Consider the following 17,344-nt stretch of genomic DNA (forward strand, 5'->3'; position numbering starts at 1 on the left):
AGACCTAATCAACTCAATAGCAGTTGAAGAAGGATTAAGATTCGCCATCAGAGAAGGTGGAAGAACAGTTGCTTCTGGAGTAGTTGCTTCTATAATAGAATAATCTTATAAATATAGATACTATAAAAGAGATAAAACTATTTAATTTAAAAGACCGCTTATTGCGGTCTTTTTTAGATTAAACTATATGAATTATGAACTGAAAGCTAACTGATAATATTCATATTTTGGAGGTACAAATGGACAAACTCGCTAGATATAAAATATTAACAGAAGATAGGACTGGTATATCAGCTGAAATATTAAACTCTATATACAAGTTAAATATAGATTTAAAAACCGTAGAAGTAAACAGCAAAGAAGTAACTATAAAAATAAAAAAAATAAATGATGAAAATTTAATGAAAGTATTAAAAAGAATAGATGGCGTAAAAGAAGTTAAAAAGATAGAGTGGATGGACTCTGAAAAAAATGAAAAAAATCTATCCCTAATAATGGATTCGATTAATGCAGGAGTTATGTCAGTGGGATCTGACATGAAAGTCCAAACATGCAACAAATTGTGTGAGGAAATTTTTGGGTTAAAAAAAGAAGATCTTATAGATAAAAAATTAATAAATTTAGGGGTTGTTAATGACATAGTAGAAACTTTGCTAAGCGAAGAAGAAGACTTTGAATATAGAGAATTTAATTTAAAAACACCGAATAAAGAGATAAAAGTAGTGATTAGTGCTAAAAAATTATACAATAATGAAGGCGATATATTCGGTGTAATGCTATTATTTTTCGGGCAGGATAATTTTGCAAAAGTATCCAAAAATTTTCATGAGGGAAAAGTTCAAAAGAGATTTATAGGAAAAAGCTTAATAGCTAGTAAAATAAAAAAATTTATAAATATAGCGTCTGAAAGTAATTCAAATGTATTGATACTAGGGGAAAGCGGTACAGGAAAAGAGGTGCTGGCTAAAGAAATAGTTTTTAATAGCAATAGACATGAAAAGCCCTTTATATCAGTGAACTGCGCGGCTTTGCCTAGTGATTTAATTGAAAGTGAATTATTTGGATATAAAAAAGGTGCGTTTACCGGAGCTACATGCGACAAAAAAGGATTATTTTTGGAGGCAGATACAGGGACGCTGTTTTTAGATGAAGTGGGAGAGTTAGGATTATTAACTCAAGCAAAGTTACTAAGAGTTTTACAGGAAAAGAAGTTGAGAAGAGTTGGATCTAGCGTAGAAGAAAATGTTGACGTTAGAATAATATGTGCCACAAATAAAGATTTAGAAACTCTTGTGAAAGAAAAAAAATTTAGAGAAGATTTATATTATAGATTAAATGTTTTATCTATATTAATCCCTCCTTTAGACAAAAGAAAAGAAGATATACCGATGCTAGTGGATAATTTTATTTCTGAACTTAGCAATAACGTTAATAAAAATATAGAAGGATATAGCGATAATTATATAAAAAAATTAATGGAGCTGAGTTATAAAGGAAATGTAAGAGAACTGAAAAATATAGTTGAAAGAACTATGAATTTATGTGAAGGAAAAATATTAACAAGCAACACAATAGAAGATTCTAATTCAATGATGAAAAAAGATTTTTATTATAACGAAGAAGAATACGAAGACATAAATGATATGAAAAAAGAAAAGCAAAAATGCTACGTAGTAGAATATGATAGAGAAAAAAACTCATCACTGAAAAAAATTGTAGAAGAATTAGAAAAACAGATAATATTAACTGAAATGAGAGAACGAAGAGAAAGTGTAAGGAAGTCAGCTGCTAGATTGGGGATGTCGCACACTACTCTTATAAATAAATGCATAAAGTATAAAATAAAGTATTAAAATGATGAATGGTTCATAAATAAACCAAAATAAAGTAAATAAGGAATAATGTAAATAAAATAAACCGGAAAATAAAAATAAAACCCCATATGTAAATAAAATTAACCACTGTATATGTTTTCTAACAAAGTGTAAAGATAAAGTCAATACACCTATAATTAAGCATAGAAAAAACAAATACATATTAACTAAAAAAGAGAAAAAAGTAAGTAAAAAACAGATATTTTGGTAAATATAAATAAAATACATATATTTTATCAAGAAATAACTTAAAAATTAAAAAGTTGGCATTGAAGTTGCGATATATATAGCGTATCTCAAATTCGAGAGAACTATAAACATTAATTAAACTTAGGGGGATTTTAAAAATGCAGAGAAAAGAACTAGAAACACTAGGATTTGCAACAAAAGCTATTCATGGAGGTTACACAAAAGATCTTAATTCAGGAGCACTATCTACTCCTATATATGCAACGTCAACTTATATATTTGATTCAGCTGAGCAAGGTGGAAGAAGATTTGCATTAGAAGAAGGCGGATATATATACAGTAGATTAGGAAACCCTTCAAATACAGCATTAGAAGAAAAAATGGCAATATTAGAAGGTGCAGAAGCTTGTATGTCTACTGGATCAGGAATGGGAGCTATATCATCTGCTCTTTGGACAGCTTTGAAAGCAGGAGATCATGTTGTAGCATCAGATACGCTTTATGGGTGTACTTTTGCATTATTAAATCATGGAATTAAAAACTTTGGAGTAGAAGTTGATTTTGTAGATATAACAAATCCTGAAAACGTTAAAAAAGCTATTAAAGAAAATACTAGAGTAGTATATTTAGAAACTCCAGCAAACCCAACATTAAAGATATCTGATATTAAAAAAATATCTGAAATAGCACATTCTGTTGAGAATTGTTTAGTATTTGTTGACAATACATTTGCAACACCATATATTCAAAGACCAATTGAATTAGGTGCAGACGTGGTATTACATTCTGCTACAAAATACTTAAACGGTCATGGAGATGTAATCGCAGGATTTGTATTGGGAACAACAGAATTTATAACTAATGTAAGATTATTCGGAGTTAAGGATATGACAGGAGCTGTTCTTAGTCCTTTTGATGCTTTCTTAGTAGCAAGAGGTCTAAAAACATTAGAACTTAGAATGGAAAGACACTGTGCAAATGCAATGAAAGTTGCTGAATTTTTAGAAGCACATGATAAGATAGAAAAAGTTTATTACCCAGGTCTAGATAGCTTTGAACAAAAAGAACTAGCAGAGAGCCAAATGAGCTTATCAGGTGGAATAATAGCATTTGAATTAAAGGGTGGAATTGAAGAAGGTAAAAAACTATTAAACTCTTTAGAAATAATAAAGTTAGCAGTAAGCTTAGGAGATGCAGAAACTCTTATAGAGCATCCAGCATCAATGACTCACTCTCCTTACACTAAAGAAGAAAGAGAAGAATCAGGAATTTCTGATGGTCTTGTAAGACTTTCTGTAGGTTTAGAAACTGCTGATGATATAATAGCAGATTTAAACAAATCACTAAACAACTTATAAGATGGGGAAAGAATAGTATGAGCGAAAAAGAAATACAAGTGGATAAAGATATGAGTTCAAGTGAACATAATGAGCAAGCACAAGATGTGATGCCTAATGGGAAAGCTCTTATACCATTTTTGATATTCGTTGGAGTATACCTAGGAAGTGGTATAATATTCGAACTCAAAGGAGTAGAGATGGCTTTCTATCAATTCCCAGCACCTCTTGCAGTAGTGCTAGGCGTTATAGCAGCATTTTTAATCTTTAAAGGTAAGTTTGAAGATAAGCTAAATACTTTTTTAAAGGGCTGTGGAGATTCTAATATACTGATGATGTGTATTATATATTTGCTTGCTGGTGCTTTTACAGCTGTGTGTAAAGAAATGGGAGGTATAGACTCGACTGTTAATTTAGGTCTTACTTACATTCCTATGGAATATATGGCAGCAGGTGTATTTATAGTATCTGCGTTTATTTCTACGGCAACAGGTACTTCAGTAGGTAGTGCGGCGGCTGTTGGTCCTATAGCAGTTGCGGTAGCGGATAAAACTGGAATACCGATGGGTATGATGTTAGGTTGTGTACTTGGAGGAATTATGCTAGGTGATAATTTATCCATAATATCTGATACAACTATAGCTTCTACAAGAAGTCTTGGCTGTGAAATGAAGGATAAATTCAAATTGAATTTATGGCTGACAATATTTCCTGCAGCTATAACAATAATATTATTAATGATATTTGGTAGACCAGAAGCGTTAGTAGGAGTAACAGAAGCTGCTAATGATTATAATATAGTAAAAATACTTCCTTACATAGTAGTGCTAATAACTGCTTTAATGGGATTAAATGTGTTTATAGTTTTAGTAGGTGGTGTAGTTCTTGCTGGAGCGATTGGACTATTCTATGGAGATTTTACTACAATAGAATTATTAAAAACAACATATTCAGGATTTACTGATATGACAGATATATTCTTATTATCATTATTAACTGGCGGGCTTGCTGAAATGGTAAGCAGTGCTGGTGGAATTTCTTATATGTTGTCTAAAGTGAAAAACTTAATCAAAGGAGAAAAATCTGCTGGATTGGGGGTATCGGCTTTAGTATCTGTAACAGATGTTGCCATAGCAAATAACACTGTTGCGATAATAATAAATGGTGGTATGGCGAAAAAGATATGTTATAAGTACAAGCTTGATCCTAGAAAAGGAGCTGCCCTTCTTAGTACATTCTCAACTATATTCCAAGGGTTGATACCTTATGGTGCTCAAATGCTTATACTAACCAGTTTTGCATCTGGGAAGGTTTCTCCACTAGAGATTGTACCAAATGCATGGTTCTTATTTTTACTAGCTATATCAGCGATTATTTCTATTTATATACCTTTCTCTGATGGATTGATAAGAAAAGATCCATGGGATTATGAAAGAGAAATGCCGACTAGTAAGGTAATAAAAGAAGATAAACTTTCAGGAGCGACTACATAGAAGTTATTATATAAAGAAAAAAATAAAATATAAATAATAAATAGAAAAGACTGCTGTTAAGCAGTTTTTTCTATTTTATAAAAAATAATTAAATTAATTATTATAAGATTAAGATGCTAGTAATAGGGAATAATAGATATGTTGCTGTAATTCAAGGCAACATGGAGATGGATAAAATTTATTCAATTAAATATATAATATAGAAGATATTAAAAAAAGATAAAAAAAAGTTCAAAAAAGCTTGCAAAACAAGAATAAGTTTGGTAAAATATTCTAGTATGTTCATGAAAGTGGACAAGTTTTGGGTGGATAAAGCAAAAATCGATTAAGAAGTTACGAAACACCCGGAACAGTGTATCGGTGTTTGATTTATCTGGCCAGGTAAATAAAATTCAAAAGGAGGGACAAAAATGGCTAAGAATGAAAAGATAAGAATAAGATTAAAATCATATGATCATAAGTTATTAGATTACTCAGCTAGCAAGATAGTTGACACTGCTAAAAAAGCAGGTTCTCAGGTATCAGGTCCAATTCCTCTTCCAACAGAGAAGAAGGTTGTAACTATACTTAGAGCCGTACATAAGTACAAAGACTCTAGAGAACAGTTTGAAATAAGAACTCACAAGAGACTTATAGATATTGCTAGTCCAACACCAAAGACAGTCGATTCATTAATGAAACTTGACTTGCCAGCAGGTGTAGATATAGAAATCAAATTATAGACCGCCTAAGATAGTAATATCTTAGAATGATTGTCTGATTTAGGCAATCCGCTGTAAGAAAATAGGAGGTAAAAATGAAAGGGATTCTAGGAAAGAAAATAGGAATGACTCAGGTATTTACTGCAGAAGGTTCTGTAGTTCCAGTAACTGTTGTAGAAGCTGGTCCTGTAGTTGTTACACAGATTAAGACATTAGAAAATGATGGATATGAAGCTATCCAGATAGGTTTCGATGATGTAAAAGAAAAAGCATTAAATAAGCCAAAGAAGGGTCACTTAGCAAAGTCTGGTGTACTTAAGAGAAAGCTTAAGGAATTCAGAGTTGATTCAGTAGATTCTTATGAAATAGGTCAGGAAATAAAAGCTGATTTATTCTCAGAAGGCGACAAGATAGATGTAACTGGAATATCAAAAGGTAAGGGATTCCAGGGTGCAATAAAGAGACATGGACAGAGTAGAGGTCCAGAAACTCACGGTTCTAGATACCACAGAAGACCAGGTGCTATGTCAGCTTGTGCTTCTCCAGGTAGAGTTTTCAAAAACAAGAAACTTGCTGGACACATGGGTAGCGTAAAGATTACTATTCAAAATCTTGAAGTAGTAAAAGTAGACGCTGAAAAGAATCTTTTACTAGTAAAGGGAGCAATTCCTGGAGCTAAGGGAACTGTAGTAACTGTAAAATCAGCTATTAAGGGTTCTAAGTAAACATTAGAGGAAAGGAGGATTAACAAATGCCAAAGATTAATGTATTAAACGTATCAGGCCAAAATGTAGGTGAAATTGAATTAAACGATTCAGTATTTAATATAGAAGTTAACGAACATGTTCTTTACGAAGCAGTAAAGTGCCAGTTAGCTAACAAAAGACAAGGTACTCAGTCAGCTAAGACAAGAGCTGAAGTTAGAGGTGGTGGTAGAAAGCCATGGAGACAAAAGGGTACAGGTAGAGCTAGACAAGGTTCTATAAGATCAGTACAATGGGTAGGCGGTGGAGTTGCATTCGCACCAAAGCCAAGAGATTACAGCTACTCATTACCTAAGAAGGTTAGAAGATTAGCTATGAAATCTGCTTTATCTTCAAAAGTTCAGGACAACGAAATAATAGTACTAGATGCACTAAGTTTCGAAGCTCCTAAGACAAAAGAAATAGTAAATATGTTTAAGAATGTAGAAGCAGCAAAGAAAACTTTAGTTGTAACTGCAGACAATGACGAAAACGTAGTAAAGTCAGTAAGAAATATAGATGGTGCTAATGTTTGTCATGTAAACACACTAAATGTTTACGACATATTAAACTGTGACTCATTCATTATAACTACAGACGCAGTTAAGAAAGTGGAGGAGGTGTACGCGTAATGACAAATCCACATGATATAATCATAAAGCCAGTCGTTACTGAACAGTCAATGGCTGAAATGGGAAATAAGAAATACACTTTTGTTGTTGCTAAAGATGCAAACAAGACTGAAATAAAAAAAGCAGTAGAAAAAATATTTGAAGTAGATGTAGATACTGTAAATACTTTAAACTACGATGGAAAAATGAAGAGAATGGGAAGAACTTCAGGAAAAACTGCAAGCTTCAAGAAAGCTGTAGTAAAACTTACTGCTGAAAGTAAGGATATTGAATTCTTCACAGGAATGTAATTCGAATTAAGGAGGGTAAAAAAAATGGCTATTAAAAAGTTTAAACCAACTTCTCCTGCCTTAAGACAAATGACAGTTTTAAAGTCAGATGAAATAACATGCGATCAGCCGGAAAAGTCACTACTAGTTAGTCTTAAGAAGAACGCTGGTAGAAATGTTCATGGTAAGATAACTGTTCGTCATAAAGGTGGCGGAAACAAGAGAAAATATAGATTAATAGATTTCAAGAGAAACAAAGATGGTATACCTGCAAAAGTTGCCACAATAGAATACGATCCAAACAGAACTGCTAATATAGCTCTTCTACACTATGCAGATGGTGAAAAGAGATACATACTAGCTCCACTAGGAATTAAAGTAGGAGATACTTTACTTTCAGGAGTAGGTGCTGACATTAAGCCAGGTAACTGTTTAGAATTAAAGGACATGCCAGTAGGTACTCATGTTCATAATATCGAATTAAAAGCCGGAAAAGGTGGACAGCTAGTAAGAACTGCTGGTGTTTCTGCTCAGTTAATGGCAAAGGAAGGTACAAAAGCACTTCTTAGATTACCTTCTGGAGAAATGAGATATGTAAATATAAGATGTAGAGCTACTATAGGACATGTTGGAAATGCAGAATATGGAAATGTAGTAATAGGTAAAGCTGGTAGAAAAAGACATATGGGAATTAGACCTACAGTAAGAGGTTCTGTAATGAACCCTAATGACCATCCACACGGTGGTGGTGAAGGTAGAACTCCAATAGGTAGACCATCACCAGTTACTCCATGGGGTAAACCAGCTCTTGGATATAAGACTAGAAAGAAGAAAAAAGCTTCAGGTAAGTTAATAGTATCTAGAAGAACTAAGTAATAGATTTATTTTACTCAGGAAGGAGGACTAATAATGTCAAGATCAACAAAAAAAGGACCTTTTGTCCATGCAGGATTACTAAAGAAGATCGAAGCTATGAATGCTAGTGGAAGTAAAGAAGTTATAAAGACTTGGTCAAGAACTTCAACAATATTCCCACAGTTTGTAGAGCATACTATAGCTGTTCATGATGGAAGAAGACATATACCTGTATATATTACAGAAGATATGGTTGGACATAAATTAGGAGAATTCGTTTCAACAAGAACTTTTAGAGGTCACAAGGATGACGAAAAATCTTCAAAAAGAAAGTAATTAATTGAAGGTGAAAGGAGGAATATCAATGGAAGCAAAAGCTACAGCTAAATTTGTACGTGTATCTGCTAGAAAAGCTGGACAGGTATGCGACCTAGTTAGAGGAAAAAACGTTAACGAAGCAATGGCAATATTAAAGTTTACACCTAGACAAGCATCAGAAATAATATCTAAGGTTGTAAAGTCTGCCGCTGCAAACGCTGAAAATAACCATGAAATGGATGCAGATAAACTTTATATAGCATCTATAGTTGCTAACCAGGGTCCTACAATGAAGAGATTCAGACCTAGAGCACAGGGTAGAGCAACAACAATAAGAAAAAGAACATCTCATATCGAGGTTGTTATAAAGGAAAGAGAAAATTAATAAGAAGGAGGGACACAAATGGGTCAGAAGGTAAATCCACACGGCTTAAGAGTTGGTGTAATTAAAGATTGGGACTCAAGATGGTTCGCTAATGATAGAAAAGAATTTGGTGAGTTCATAAAAGAAGACTACGTTCTGAGAGAATATTTAAAGAAAGCATTACATTCTTCAGGACTAGCTAAGATAGAGATAGAAAGATCAGCTAACAAAGTAAAAATGGACTTACATGTTGCAAAGCCAGGCGTTGTAATAGGTAAGGGAGGAGCTGGAATCGAAGCTCTAAAAGCTAAGTTAGAAAAGATGACTGGAAAAGTTGTTATACTTAACATAGTTGAAGTAAGAAACATAGACAAAGAAGCTCAGTTAGTTGCTGAAAATATAGCTCAGGCAATCGAAAGAAGAATCGCATTCAGAAGAGCTATGAAGCAAGCTGTTCAAAGAGCTATGAAGTCAGGAGCTAAGGGTATAAAAGTAAGCTCATCTGGTAGATTAGGTGGAGCGGAAATGGCTAGAACAGAAGGATATAGTGAAGGAAATGTGCCTCTTCATACATTAAGATCTGATATCGAGTATGGATTTGCAGAAGCAAACACTACTTATGGAAAAATAGGTATCAAGGTTTGGGTATGCAACGGTGAAATACTTCCAGGTAGAAACCTATCAACTGAAAGAGAAGAAAAGAAAGCGGAAAGAAAAAACGCTAGAGATAACAGAAGAAACACTAGAGGAAACGATAGAAGAGGAAATAGAAATAACGATAGAAGAAACAACAATAACAGAGGTCCTAGAGCTCCAAAAAGGGATGCAAAGTAGGACAATTAGTTCGGAAGGAGGAAATAGCTCATGTTAATGCCAAAGAGAGTAAAGCGTCGTAGAGTTCATAGAGGAAGCTTAGCTGGTAGAGCAACCAAAGGGAACAAAGTAACTTATGGAGAGTTCGGACTAGTTGCTTTAGAACCAACTTGGATTACTTCTAACCAGATAGAAGCAGCCAGAATTGCGATGACAAGATATATTAAAAGAGGTGGTAAGGTATGGATAAAGATCTTCCCACACAAACCAATAACTAGAAAGCCTGCAGAAACTCGTATGGGTGCTGGTAAGGGATCTCCAGAATATTGGGTAGCAGTAGTAAAGCCAGGTAGAGTAATGTTTGAACTAGCTGGTGTTTCAGAAAGCAAGGCTAGAGAAGCAATGAGACTTGCCGCAAACAAACTTCCAATCAAGTGTAAGTTTGTTAAGAAAGAAGATTTAGAGAAGGTAGGTGAATAGGATGAAAGCTAAAGAATTAAGAAATCTATCAGGTGAAGAATTATTATCGAAATTAGACGAGTTCAAAAGTGAATTATTTAGCTTAAGATTCCAATTAGCTACTGGTCAGTTACAGAATACAGCTAGAATAAAGGCTGTAAGAAGAAACATAGCTAAAGTTAAGACTGTTCTTGCAGAAAGAAAGTTAAACGAAGCTAGAGCTTAATATTGGAAGAAGGAGGCTTTATAGACATGGAAAGAAACAGAAGAAAAGTTAGAATAGGCCGTGTTGTAAGTGATAAGATGGACAAGACTGTAGTAGTAGCTTGTGAAGATTTCGTTAAACATCCACTTTACAATAAGCGTGTTAAAAGAACAAAGAAATACAAAGCTCATGATGAGATGAATATATGTAACGCTGGAGACAGAGTAAGAATAATGGAAACTAGACCTTTATCTAAGGATAAGAGATTTAGAATTGTTGAAGTAATAGAAAAGGTAAAATAGTTCTAAGAAGAAGGAGGAATTGCGATGATACAGCAGGAATCACGTTTAAAAGTAGCTGATAACTCAGGTGCTAGAGAAATTTTGTGTATACGTGTTCTAGGCGGAAACAAGAGAAAGTACGCCAATGTAGGTGACGTAATAGTTGCAACAGTAAAAAGTGCAACACCAGGCGGAGTTGTAAAAAAAGGTAAAATAGTAAAAGCTGTTGTAGTTAGAACAAAGCAGGGAATGAGACGTAACGATGGTAGCTATATTTCATTTGATGAAAATGCTGCAGTTATTATAAAGGATGACAAGACACCGGTAGGTACTCGTATATTTGGACCTGTTGCGAGAGAGTTAAGAGATTATGATTATATGAAAATAGTATCTCTAGCTCCAGAAGTACTATAAATAGAGGAGGTGCAATAGATCAATGATGCGTGTAAAGAAAAATGACACTGTAGTAGTTATAGCAGGTAAAGATAAAGGCAAAAAGGGACTAGTACTAAATGTAGATCCTAAAAATGACAAAGTAGTTGTTGAAGGTGTGAATATAGTAACTAAGCACAACAAGCCATCTGCGACTAGTCCACAGGGTGGAATAACAACTAAAGAAGCTCCTATACACATCTCAAATGTTATGCCATTTGATGCAGAAGCAGATAAGGGTGTAAGAGTTAGATATGAAGTTAGAGACGGAAAGAAAGTAAGAGTATCTGCAAAGAGCGGAAAAGAATTATAATAAATAGATGCGAAAGGAGGGAACACAATGACTTCAAGATTAATAGAAAAATACAATAAGGAAGTTGCTCCAGCATTGATGGAGAAGTTCGGATATAAAAATGTAATGGAAATACCTAAGCTTGAAAAGATAGTAATTAATATGGGTATTGGTGAATCTAAAGACAATGTAAAGAGTCTTGAAAAAGCAGTAGAAGAACTAGAAATGATTTCTGGACAGAGACCAGTCGTAACTAAGGCAAGAAAATCAGTTGCGAACTTCAAACTTAGAGAAGGAATGGCTATAGGAACAAAGGTTACACTAAGAGGTGACAAGATGTTCTACTTCGTTGATAAGTTGGTATCAGTTTCTTTACCAAGAGTAAGAGACTTTAGAGGTGTTAATCCAGACTCATTTGACGGAAGAGGTAACTACGCTTTAGGAATAAAGGAACAACTTATATTCCCAGAAATTGAATATGATAAAGTTGACAAGGTTAGAGGAATGGACATTATCTTCGTAACAAGTGCTAAGACTGACGAAGAAGCTCGTGAACTAATAAAATTATTAGGAATGCCATTTTCTAAGTAGGTAAAGGAGGGATTCACGTGGCTAGAAAAGCAATGATTGTTAAGCAACAGAAGAAGCAAAAATACAAAACTAGAGAATACACTAGATGCTCAATATGTGGTAGACCACATTCAGTTCTAAAAGACTTCGGTATATGCCGTATATGTTTTAGAGAATTAGCATACAAGGGACAGATACCTGGTGTAAGAAAATCAAGTTGGTAAGATAGATAAATTAGGAAGGAGGGTTTTATTATGACAATGACAGATCCAATCGCAGATATGCTTACAAGAATAAGAAACGCTAATACTGTTAAGCATGACACTGTTGATGTTCCTGCTTCTAACATAAAAAAAGAACTAGCTAGAATACTTCTTGAAGAAGGATTTATTAGAGGTTATGATGTAATAGAAGATGGAAAACAGGGAATAATTAGAACACAGCTTAAATATACTCAGGAAGGTGAAAGAGTAATATCTGGACTAAAGAGAATATCTAAGCCTGGAATGAGAATATATGCAGCAGCAGAAGATGTACCAAAAGTATTAAACGGGTTAGGTATAGCTATTATATCAACATCACATGGTATATTAACTGATAAGCAGGCAAGAAATATAAACGTAGGTGGAGAAGTAATCTGCTACGTATGGTAAGATTTCTTTAACGTAAGGAGGTGCAAAGATGTCAAGAATAGGTTTAAAGCCAATTAATGTTCCAGCAGGCGTAGAAGTTACAATTGGAGAAAACAATGAAGTAACAGTAAAGGGGCCAAAGGGAACTTTAACAACAGAATTTAACAATGAAATAATCATAAAAAAAGAAGACAACACTATTATAGTTGAAAGACCAACTGATAATAAAAAGCATAGAAGTCTTCACGGTCTTACAAGAACTCTTTTGAACAACATGGTAGTTGGTACTTCTGAAGGTTTCGAAAAGAAACTTGAAATTAAGGGTGTTGGATTTAGAGCAGCAAAGCAAGGAAATAAGCTTGTTATGAACTTAGGTTTCTCACATCCAGTTGAAATGGAAGATCCAGAAGGAATTACTACTGAAGTTCCAAACCAGTTAGAAGTAATAGTAAAAGGTATAGACAAGCAAATAGTTGGAAATTACGCAGCTAAGATAAGAGCTTGGAGAAAACCAGAACCATACAAAGGTAAGGGTATCAAGTATGTTGACGAAGTTATCATACGTAAGGAAGGTAAGACTGGTAAGAAGTAATAATTAACGAAAGGAGTGAGTACTTTGTTTAAAAAAGTAGATAGAAACGCAAATAGACTTGCTAGACACAAAAGAGTTAGAAAGAAAATTTCAGGAACTCCTGAAAGACCAAGACTAAGTGTCTTCAGAAGTGCTAACAATATATATGCTCAGATTATAGATGATACTAACAGAGTAACACTTGTTGCTGCTTCATCACTAGATGATGCTGTTAAGGGTGCTGTATCAAACACAGGAAATAAAGAAGCTGCTAAAAAGGTCGGAGAATTGGTAGCTAAGAAAGCCGCTGAAAAAGGTATAACAGAAGTTGTATTTGACAGAGGTGGATATATATATCACGGAAGAATTGTAGAACTAGCTGAAGGTGCAAGAGAAGCTGGTCTTAAATTCTAATAGAATTAAGGAGGAAAAATATGCTACGTAGTAAACCTATAGATGCAACTCAATTCGATTTAGAAGAGAGAGTTATTGAAGTAAGACGTGTTACTAAGGTTGTTAAAGGTGGTAGAAACTTTAGATTCGCAGCTTTAGTAGTAGTTGGCGATAACAACGGACACGTTGGTATAGGATCTGGTAAAGCAATGGAAGTTCCAGATGCTATAAAGAAGGCAATTGAAGATGCAAAGAAGAATTTAATAACTGTACCAAGAGTTGGAACAACTATACCACATAAGATAGTTGGACACTTTGGAGCAGGAAAAATACTTATTATGCCAGCTAAGAAGGGTACAGGAGTACTTGCAGGTGGACCTGTCAGAGCCGTACTTGAATTAGCAGGAGTAATGGACGTTAGAGCGAAGTCTACAGGTACAAACAATCCAAGAAACATGGTTAACGCAACTATGGAAGGATTAAAGAACCTTAAGACTGTAGAATCAATTGCAAGATTAAGAGGAAAGAAAGTAGAAGAACTACTAGGATAACAACAGGAGGTTTCAAATGTCTAAAATACAGATAAAGTTAGTTAGAAGCGTTATAGGAACTACTCCTAAGCAGAGAAAAAACATTGAAGCTCTTGGTCTAAAGAAAAGAGAATCAGTAGTAGTTAAAGAAGATAACGCTCAGATAAGAGGAATGATTAATAAGGTTAGTCACCTTGTAAAAGTAACTGAGATAGCAGAATAATAGATTTAGAAAGTGAAGGAGGTGCGACAGAATGAAGTTACATGAGTTAAAACCTGCCAAGGGTGCTGTAAAGGCTAAAAGAAGATTAGGTAGAGGTACTGCAACTGGTCAGGGTAAGACATCTGGTCGTGGACAGAAAGGTCAGTGGTCAAGATCTGGCGGTGGAGTAAGAATAGGTTTTGAAGGTGGACAGATGCCACTTGCAAGAAGATTACCTAAGAGAGGTTTCACTAATATATTTAGAAAAGTTTATTCTGAAGTTAATGTTGAAACACTTAACAGATTTGAAGCTGGAACAGTAATAAACGCTGAACTTTTAAAGGAGACAAAAGTTATTTCTAAGATTGAAAAAGATGGATTAAAGATTCTTGGAAATGGTAAATTAGACAAGTCTTTAACAGTTCAAGCTGCAAAGTTTACTTCTTCAGCAAGAGAAAAGATTGCAAACGCAGGTGGAACTGTAGAAGAAGTTTAGTCACTTTATAATGGAGAGAGGTGATTAATATTGATTAAGAAAATCAAGGAAGCTCTTAATATAAAGGATATTAGAAAAAAAATAATTTTTACTCTTTTTATGATAATTGTTTTTAGAATAGGTACGACAATACCAGTTCCTGGAATTGACACATCTATAATCAAAAACATGGTAGAAGAGAACTCATTATTGGGACTTTACAATATGTTCTCAGGGGGAGCATTTAGTAACTTTACAATTTTTGCGCTAGGGATTAGCCCGTATATTACTGCATCGATTATAATTCAGCTTTTAACTGCTGGTTTTGAAAGTTTGAAAGAACTTCAAAAATCAGGAGAAGAAGGTCAGAAAAAAATCAGTAAATACACTAGAGCTACAACTCTTGTTCTAGCTACTGTACAAGCCGTTGGTATAACACTTGGAATAGTTAGAAGTGCATTAAAAATAGATAGTCCATTCTTTATATTTACTGTTATTATTACACTTGTTGCTTCAAGTATGATGGTAATGTGGATGGGTGATAGAATAACAGAAAAAGGTTTAGGAAATGGAAGTTCAATTCTAATATTCGTAGGGATTATTTCTAGATTGCCAGTAGATATAATAGCAATATCAGAAAAGTTGACTTTAGGAGCTATTCATTGGCCAGCTATAGCAGCTTTGATAGTTGTAGTTTTACTGACAATAACAGGAGTTACATTTATAACAGAATCTACTAGAAAAATACCAGTACAATATGCAAAACGTGTTGTTGGAAGAAAGATGTATGGTGGAGATAGCTCGCATATACCGATGAAGGTTAACCAGTCGGGAGTTATGCCAATAATCTTTGCTAGTTCAATACTTGCACTTCCACAGACAATAGCATTACTTGGTGGTCCTAAGGCTCAGGCGGCAGTAAATGCCTTCTTTAACCTTAATACTAATAGTGGTTTCTGGACATATAGAGGAATTGAAGTACTATTGATCATCTTATTTTCATATTTTTATAACACAATATCTTTTAACACTGAAGACATTTCAAAAAATATGAAAAACAGTGGAGGATTTATCCCTGGAATTAGACCAGGTGCTCCAACTGAAAGCTACCTAAATGGTATTTTATCAAAATTGACTATAGTAGGAGCTGCATTCTTGGGTATTATAGCTATGGTACCAGCGCTAGTTACTCATTACATGCACATACCAATGAACTTAGGTGGTACATCACTTCTAATTATAGTCGGTGTTGCATTAGAACTTAAGAGACAATTGGAGTCAAATCTTGTAATGAAAAATTATCAAGGTTTCCTAAAATAATTATGGAGATGATGGATATGAAGATAATATTACTTGGGCCTCCGGGTGCAGGCAAGGGTACTCAGGCTGCTAACATAGTAAAGAACTATAATATACCTCATATTTCTACTGGAGATATATTCAGAAAGAATATTAAAGAGGGAACTGAGCTTGGTAGAAAAGCTAAAGAATATATGGATCAAGGTAATCTGGTTCCAGATGAACTTACTTGTGACTTAGTAGCATCTAGATTATCTGAAAAAGACTGCGAAAGTGGTTTTATGCTAGACGGGTTTCCAAGAAATTTATTTCAAGCAGAATACTTGGATAAGTTCTTGAGTGAAAAGGGAATTGAATTAGATAGAGTTATAAATATAGAAGTAGACCCTAAGCTTTTAGTTGAAAGAGCTTGTGGAAGAAGAATTTGTAAAACTTGTGGTGCTACATATCACATAAAATTCAATCCAAGTAAAGTTGAAGGAATTTGTGATGTTTGCAACTCTGAACTATCACAAAGACCAGATGACAATGAAGAAACAGTTTCTAATAGAATACAGGTTTATATTTCTGAAACAAAGCCATTAGTTGAATATTATACTGAAAAAGGTAAAATAGCAAACATTGATGGTGCAAGAGATATAGACGAGGTTTTTGGAGATATAAAAAATATATTATCTTAAATAAAACCTAGAGAGCTCTTAGATGAATTGAAGCTGAGAACACCCATCGCAAAAGGACACGGGAAACTAAAAGTTGGCCCTGTTTGAAGACGACAAGGGATGTTATGAAAGTAACTTTGTAAGCTTTTATAACAAAATGTTCCGAAAGGCAATTTAGTAGACAGCTCCACGAACCATATAGAGGGGGGACAGTTGTATGCTATCAAACAATTTAAGTGTAGGACAGCTAGTCGTAGCTTCTTGCGGAAGAGATAAAGGTAAAAAATTTTTTATTGTCCGGATAATAGATGAAAATTATGTACTGATATCTGATGGAAAAAGCAGGAAGCTCGATAAGCCGAAATTAAAAAAAATAAAACATTTAAATATAAACAACTTTGTAAATGAAAAATTAAAAAAGTTATTGCAAAACGGAAATAATATAACAGATTCTTTTATAAGAGCTGAGCTGGATAAGTTGAAGTGAGTCTTGACTTGTGAATGGAGGTTTGGTTAGTTAATGGCCAAAAAAGATGTAATTGAATTGGAAGGTATAGTTTCTGAAACTTTACCGAATGCAATGTTTAAAGTTAAATTAGAAAATGGACATGAAGTATTGTGTCACATTTCAGGAAAGCTGAGGATGAATTTCATAAGAATTCTCGAAGGAGATAAGGTCAATATTGAACTATCCCCTTATGATCTTACGAGAGGAAGGATTACTTGGCGTAAGAAGTAGGCTATTTATAGTCTGAG

The 17,344-nt window shown here is 34.1% G+C and carries 29 protein-coding genes; all 29 read left to right on the forward strand.

Going from position 1 to position 17,344, the window contains the following annotated elements; translation table 11 throughout:
* Window positions 1-103, forward strand: a 103-nt coding sequence (locus C0982_RS09230) for an EF-Tu C-terminal domain-related protein (protein ID WP_330399816.1), incomplete at its 5' end; no start/stop codon positions are given.
* A gap of 136 nt (window positions 104-239) precedes the next feature.
* The gene (locus C0982_RS09235) at window positions 240-1,853 is read left to right on the forward strand and encodes a sigma 54-interacting transcriptional regulator (RefSeq protein ID WP_101773932.1); all 1,614 of its coding nucleotides are present in this window, start codon (window positions 240-242) and stop codon (window positions 1,851-1,853) included.
* 368 nt (window positions 1,854-2,221) lie between these two features.
* On the forward strand, window positions 2,222-3,421 hold the full coding sequence (gene megL / locus C0982_RS09240; RefSeq protein WP_101773933.1) for a methionine gamma-lyase: 1,200 nt from the start codon (window positions 2,222-2,224) through the stop codon (window positions 3,419-3,421).
* A 17-nt stretch (window positions 3,422-3,438) separates the two neighbouring features.
* A complete protein-coding gene (locus tag C0982_RS09245; RefSeq protein WP_101773934.1) occupies window positions 3,439-4,893 on the forward strand; it encodes a Na+/H+ antiporter NhaC family protein in 1,455 nt (484 codons plus the stop codon).
* Window positions 4,894-5,303: 410 nt separating this feature from the next.
* A complete protein-coding gene (rpsJ, locus tag C0982_RS09250) occupies window positions 5,304-5,615 on the forward strand; it encodes a 30S ribosomal protein S10 (RefSeq protein WP_101773935.1) in 312 nt (103 codons plus the stop codon).
* Window positions 5,616-5,689: 74 nt separating this feature from the next.
* Window positions 5,690-6,319: a 50S ribosomal protein L3 gene (rplC, locus tag C0982_RS09255; protein WP_101773936.1), complete on the forward strand. Its 630-nt coding sequence runs from the start codon at window positions 5,690-5,692 to the stop codon at window positions 6,317-6,319.
* Window positions 6,320-6,345: 26 nt separating this feature from the next.
* Entirely contained in the window at window positions 6,346-6,969 is a 624-nt protein-coding gene (rplD, locus tag C0982_RS09260; RefSeq protein ID WP_101773937.1) for a 50S ribosomal protein L4, read from the forward strand.
* A complete protein-coding gene (gene rplW / locus C0982_RS09265; protein ID WP_101773938.1) occupies window positions 6,969-7,259 on the forward strand; it encodes a 50S ribosomal protein L23 in 291 nt (96 codons plus the stop codon). The genes rplD and rplW overlap by 1 nt, the downstream gene beginning before the upstream one ends.
* Before the next feature lie 24 nt (window positions 7,260-7,283).
* A complete protein-coding gene (gene rplB, locus C0982_RS09270) occupies window positions 7,284-8,114 on the forward strand; it encodes a 50S ribosomal protein L2 (protein ID WP_101773939.1) in 831 nt (276 codons plus the stop codon).
* A gap of 33 nt (window positions 8,115-8,147) precedes the next feature.
* Window positions 8,148-8,429 carry a 30S ribosomal protein S19 gene (gene rpsS, locus C0982_RS09275; protein WP_101773940.1) on the forward strand — a complete coding sequence of 94 codons (282 nt, stop codon included), beginning with the start codon at window positions 8,148-8,150 and terminating at the stop codon, window positions 8,427-8,429.
* Between the two features lie 28 nt (window positions 8,430-8,457).
* Window positions 8,458-8,796 (forward strand): 50S ribosomal protein L22, encoded by a 339-nt coding sequence (gene rplV, locus C0982_RS09280; protein ID WP_101773941.1) that lies wholly within the window; start codon window positions 8,458-8,460, stop codon window positions 8,794-8,796.
* 18 nt (window positions 8,797-8,814) lie between these two features.
* The gene (gene rpsC / locus C0982_RS09285; protein ID WP_101773942.1) at window positions 8,815-9,609 is read left to right on the forward strand and encodes a 30S ribosomal protein S3; all 795 of its coding nucleotides are present in this window, start codon (window positions 8,815-8,817) and stop codon (window positions 9,607-9,609) included.
* Between the two features lie 30 nt (window positions 9,610-9,639).
* Window positions 9,640-10,068, forward strand: a complete 429-nt coding sequence (gene rplP / locus C0982_RS09290; RefSeq protein WP_101773943.1) for a 50S ribosomal protein L16 — start codon at window positions 9,640-9,642, stop codon at window positions 10,066-10,068.
* A gap of 1 nt (window position 10,069) precedes the next feature.
* The gene (gene rpmC, locus C0982_RS09295) at window positions 10,070-10,273 is read left to right on the forward strand and encodes a 50S ribosomal protein L29 (RefSeq protein WP_101773944.1); all 204 of its coding nucleotides are present in this window, start codon (window positions 10,070-10,072) and stop codon (window positions 10,271-10,273) included.
* 26 nt (window positions 10,274-10,299) lie between these two features.
* Window positions 10,300-10,554: a 30S ribosomal protein S17 gene (rpsQ, locus tag C0982_RS09300; RefSeq protein ID WP_101773945.1), complete on the forward strand. Its 255-nt coding sequence runs from the start codon at window positions 10,300-10,302 to the stop codon at window positions 10,552-10,554.
* A gap of 24 nt (window positions 10,555-10,578) precedes the next feature.
* Complete coding sequence (rplN, locus tag C0982_RS09305) at window positions 10,579-10,947, forward strand: 50S ribosomal protein L14 (protein ID WP_101773946.1); 369 nt, start codon at window positions 10,579-10,581, stop codon at window positions 10,945-10,947.
* 25 nt (window positions 10,948-10,972) lie between these two features.
* Window positions 10,973-11,278, forward strand: coding sequence for a 50S ribosomal protein L24 (rplX, locus tag C0982_RS09310; RefSeq protein ID WP_101773973.1), 306 nt, complete (start codon window positions 10,973-10,975; stop codon window positions 11,276-11,278).
* Window positions 11,279-11,305: 27 nt separating this feature from the next.
* The gene (gene rplE / locus C0982_RS09315) at window positions 11,306-11,848 is read left to right on the forward strand and encodes a 50S ribosomal protein L5 (protein ID WP_101773947.1); all 543 of its coding nucleotides are present in this window, start codon (window positions 11,306-11,308) and stop codon (window positions 11,846-11,848) included.
* A gap of 17 nt (window positions 11,849-11,865) precedes the next feature.
* Complete coding sequence (locus C0982_RS09320; protein WP_101773948.1) at window positions 11,866-12,051, forward strand: type Z 30S ribosomal protein S14; 186 nt, start codon at window positions 11,866-11,868, stop codon at window positions 12,049-12,051.
* Between the two features lie 30 nt (window positions 12,052-12,081).
* Window positions 12,082-12,480, forward strand: a complete 399-nt coding sequence (gene rpsH, locus C0982_RS09325) for a 30S ribosomal protein S8 (protein WP_101773949.1) — start codon at window positions 12,082-12,084, stop codon at window positions 12,478-12,480.
* Between the two features lie 28 nt (window positions 12,481-12,508).
* A complete protein-coding gene (gene rplF, locus C0982_RS09330; RefSeq protein ID WP_101773950.1) occupies window positions 12,509-13,051 on the forward strand; it encodes a 50S ribosomal protein L6 in 543 nt (180 codons plus the stop codon).
* A 24-nt stretch (window positions 13,052-13,075) separates the two neighbouring features.
* Complete coding sequence (gene rplR / locus C0982_RS09335) at window positions 13,076-13,444, forward strand: 50S ribosomal protein L18 (RefSeq protein ID WP_101773951.1); 369 nt, start codon at window positions 13,076-13,078, stop codon at window positions 13,442-13,444.
* A gap of 20 nt (window positions 13,445-13,464) precedes the next feature.
* Window positions 13,465-13,974: a 30S ribosomal protein S5 gene (gene rpsE / locus C0982_RS09340; protein ID WP_101773952.1), complete on the forward strand. Its 510-nt coding sequence runs from the start codon at window positions 13,465-13,467 to the stop codon at window positions 13,972-13,974.
* A 16-nt stretch (window positions 13,975-13,990) separates the two neighbouring features.
* Window positions 13,991-14,176 carry a 50S ribosomal protein L30 gene (gene rpmD / locus C0982_RS09345; RefSeq protein WP_101773953.1) on the forward strand — a complete coding sequence of 62 codons (186 nt, stop codon included), beginning with the start codon at window positions 13,991-13,993 and terminating at the stop codon, window positions 14,174-14,176.
* Between the two features lie 31 nt (window positions 14,177-14,207).
* Window positions 14,208-14,651 (forward strand): 50S ribosomal protein L15, encoded by a 444-nt coding sequence (gene rplO / locus C0982_RS09350; RefSeq protein ID WP_101773954.1) that lies wholly within the window; start codon window positions 14,208-14,210, stop codon window positions 14,649-14,651.
* 30 nt (window positions 14,652-14,681) lie between these two features.
* Window positions 14,682-15,950, forward strand: a complete 1,269-nt coding sequence (gene secY, locus C0982_RS09355) for a preprotein translocase subunit SecY (RefSeq protein WP_101773955.1) — start codon at window positions 14,682-14,684, stop codon at window positions 15,948-15,950.
* A 17-nt stretch (window positions 15,951-15,967) separates the two neighbouring features.
* Complete coding sequence (locus C0982_RS09360) at window positions 15,968-16,609, forward strand: adenylate kinase (RefSeq protein WP_101773956.1); 642 nt, start codon at window positions 15,968-15,970, stop codon at window positions 16,607-16,609.
* Between the two features lie 196 nt (window positions 16,610-16,805).
* Entirely contained in the window at window positions 16,806-17,075 is a 270-nt protein-coding gene (locus C0982_RS09365) for a KOW domain-containing RNA-binding protein (protein WP_101773957.1), read from the forward strand.
* Between the two features lie 33 nt (window positions 17,076-17,108).
* Window positions 17,109-17,327, forward strand: a complete 219-nt coding sequence (gene infA, locus C0982_RS09370) for a translation initiation factor IF-1 (RefSeq protein WP_091975831.1) — start codon at window positions 17,109-17,111, stop codon at window positions 17,325-17,327.
* Window positions 17,328-17,344 lie beyond the last annotated feature (17 nt).

The sequence above is a fragment of the Peptostreptococcus faecalis genome, assembly GCF_900240845.1.
Lineage (GTDB): Bacteria > Bacillota > Clostridia > Peptostreptococcales > Peptostreptococcaceae > Peptostreptococcus > Peptostreptococcus faecalis.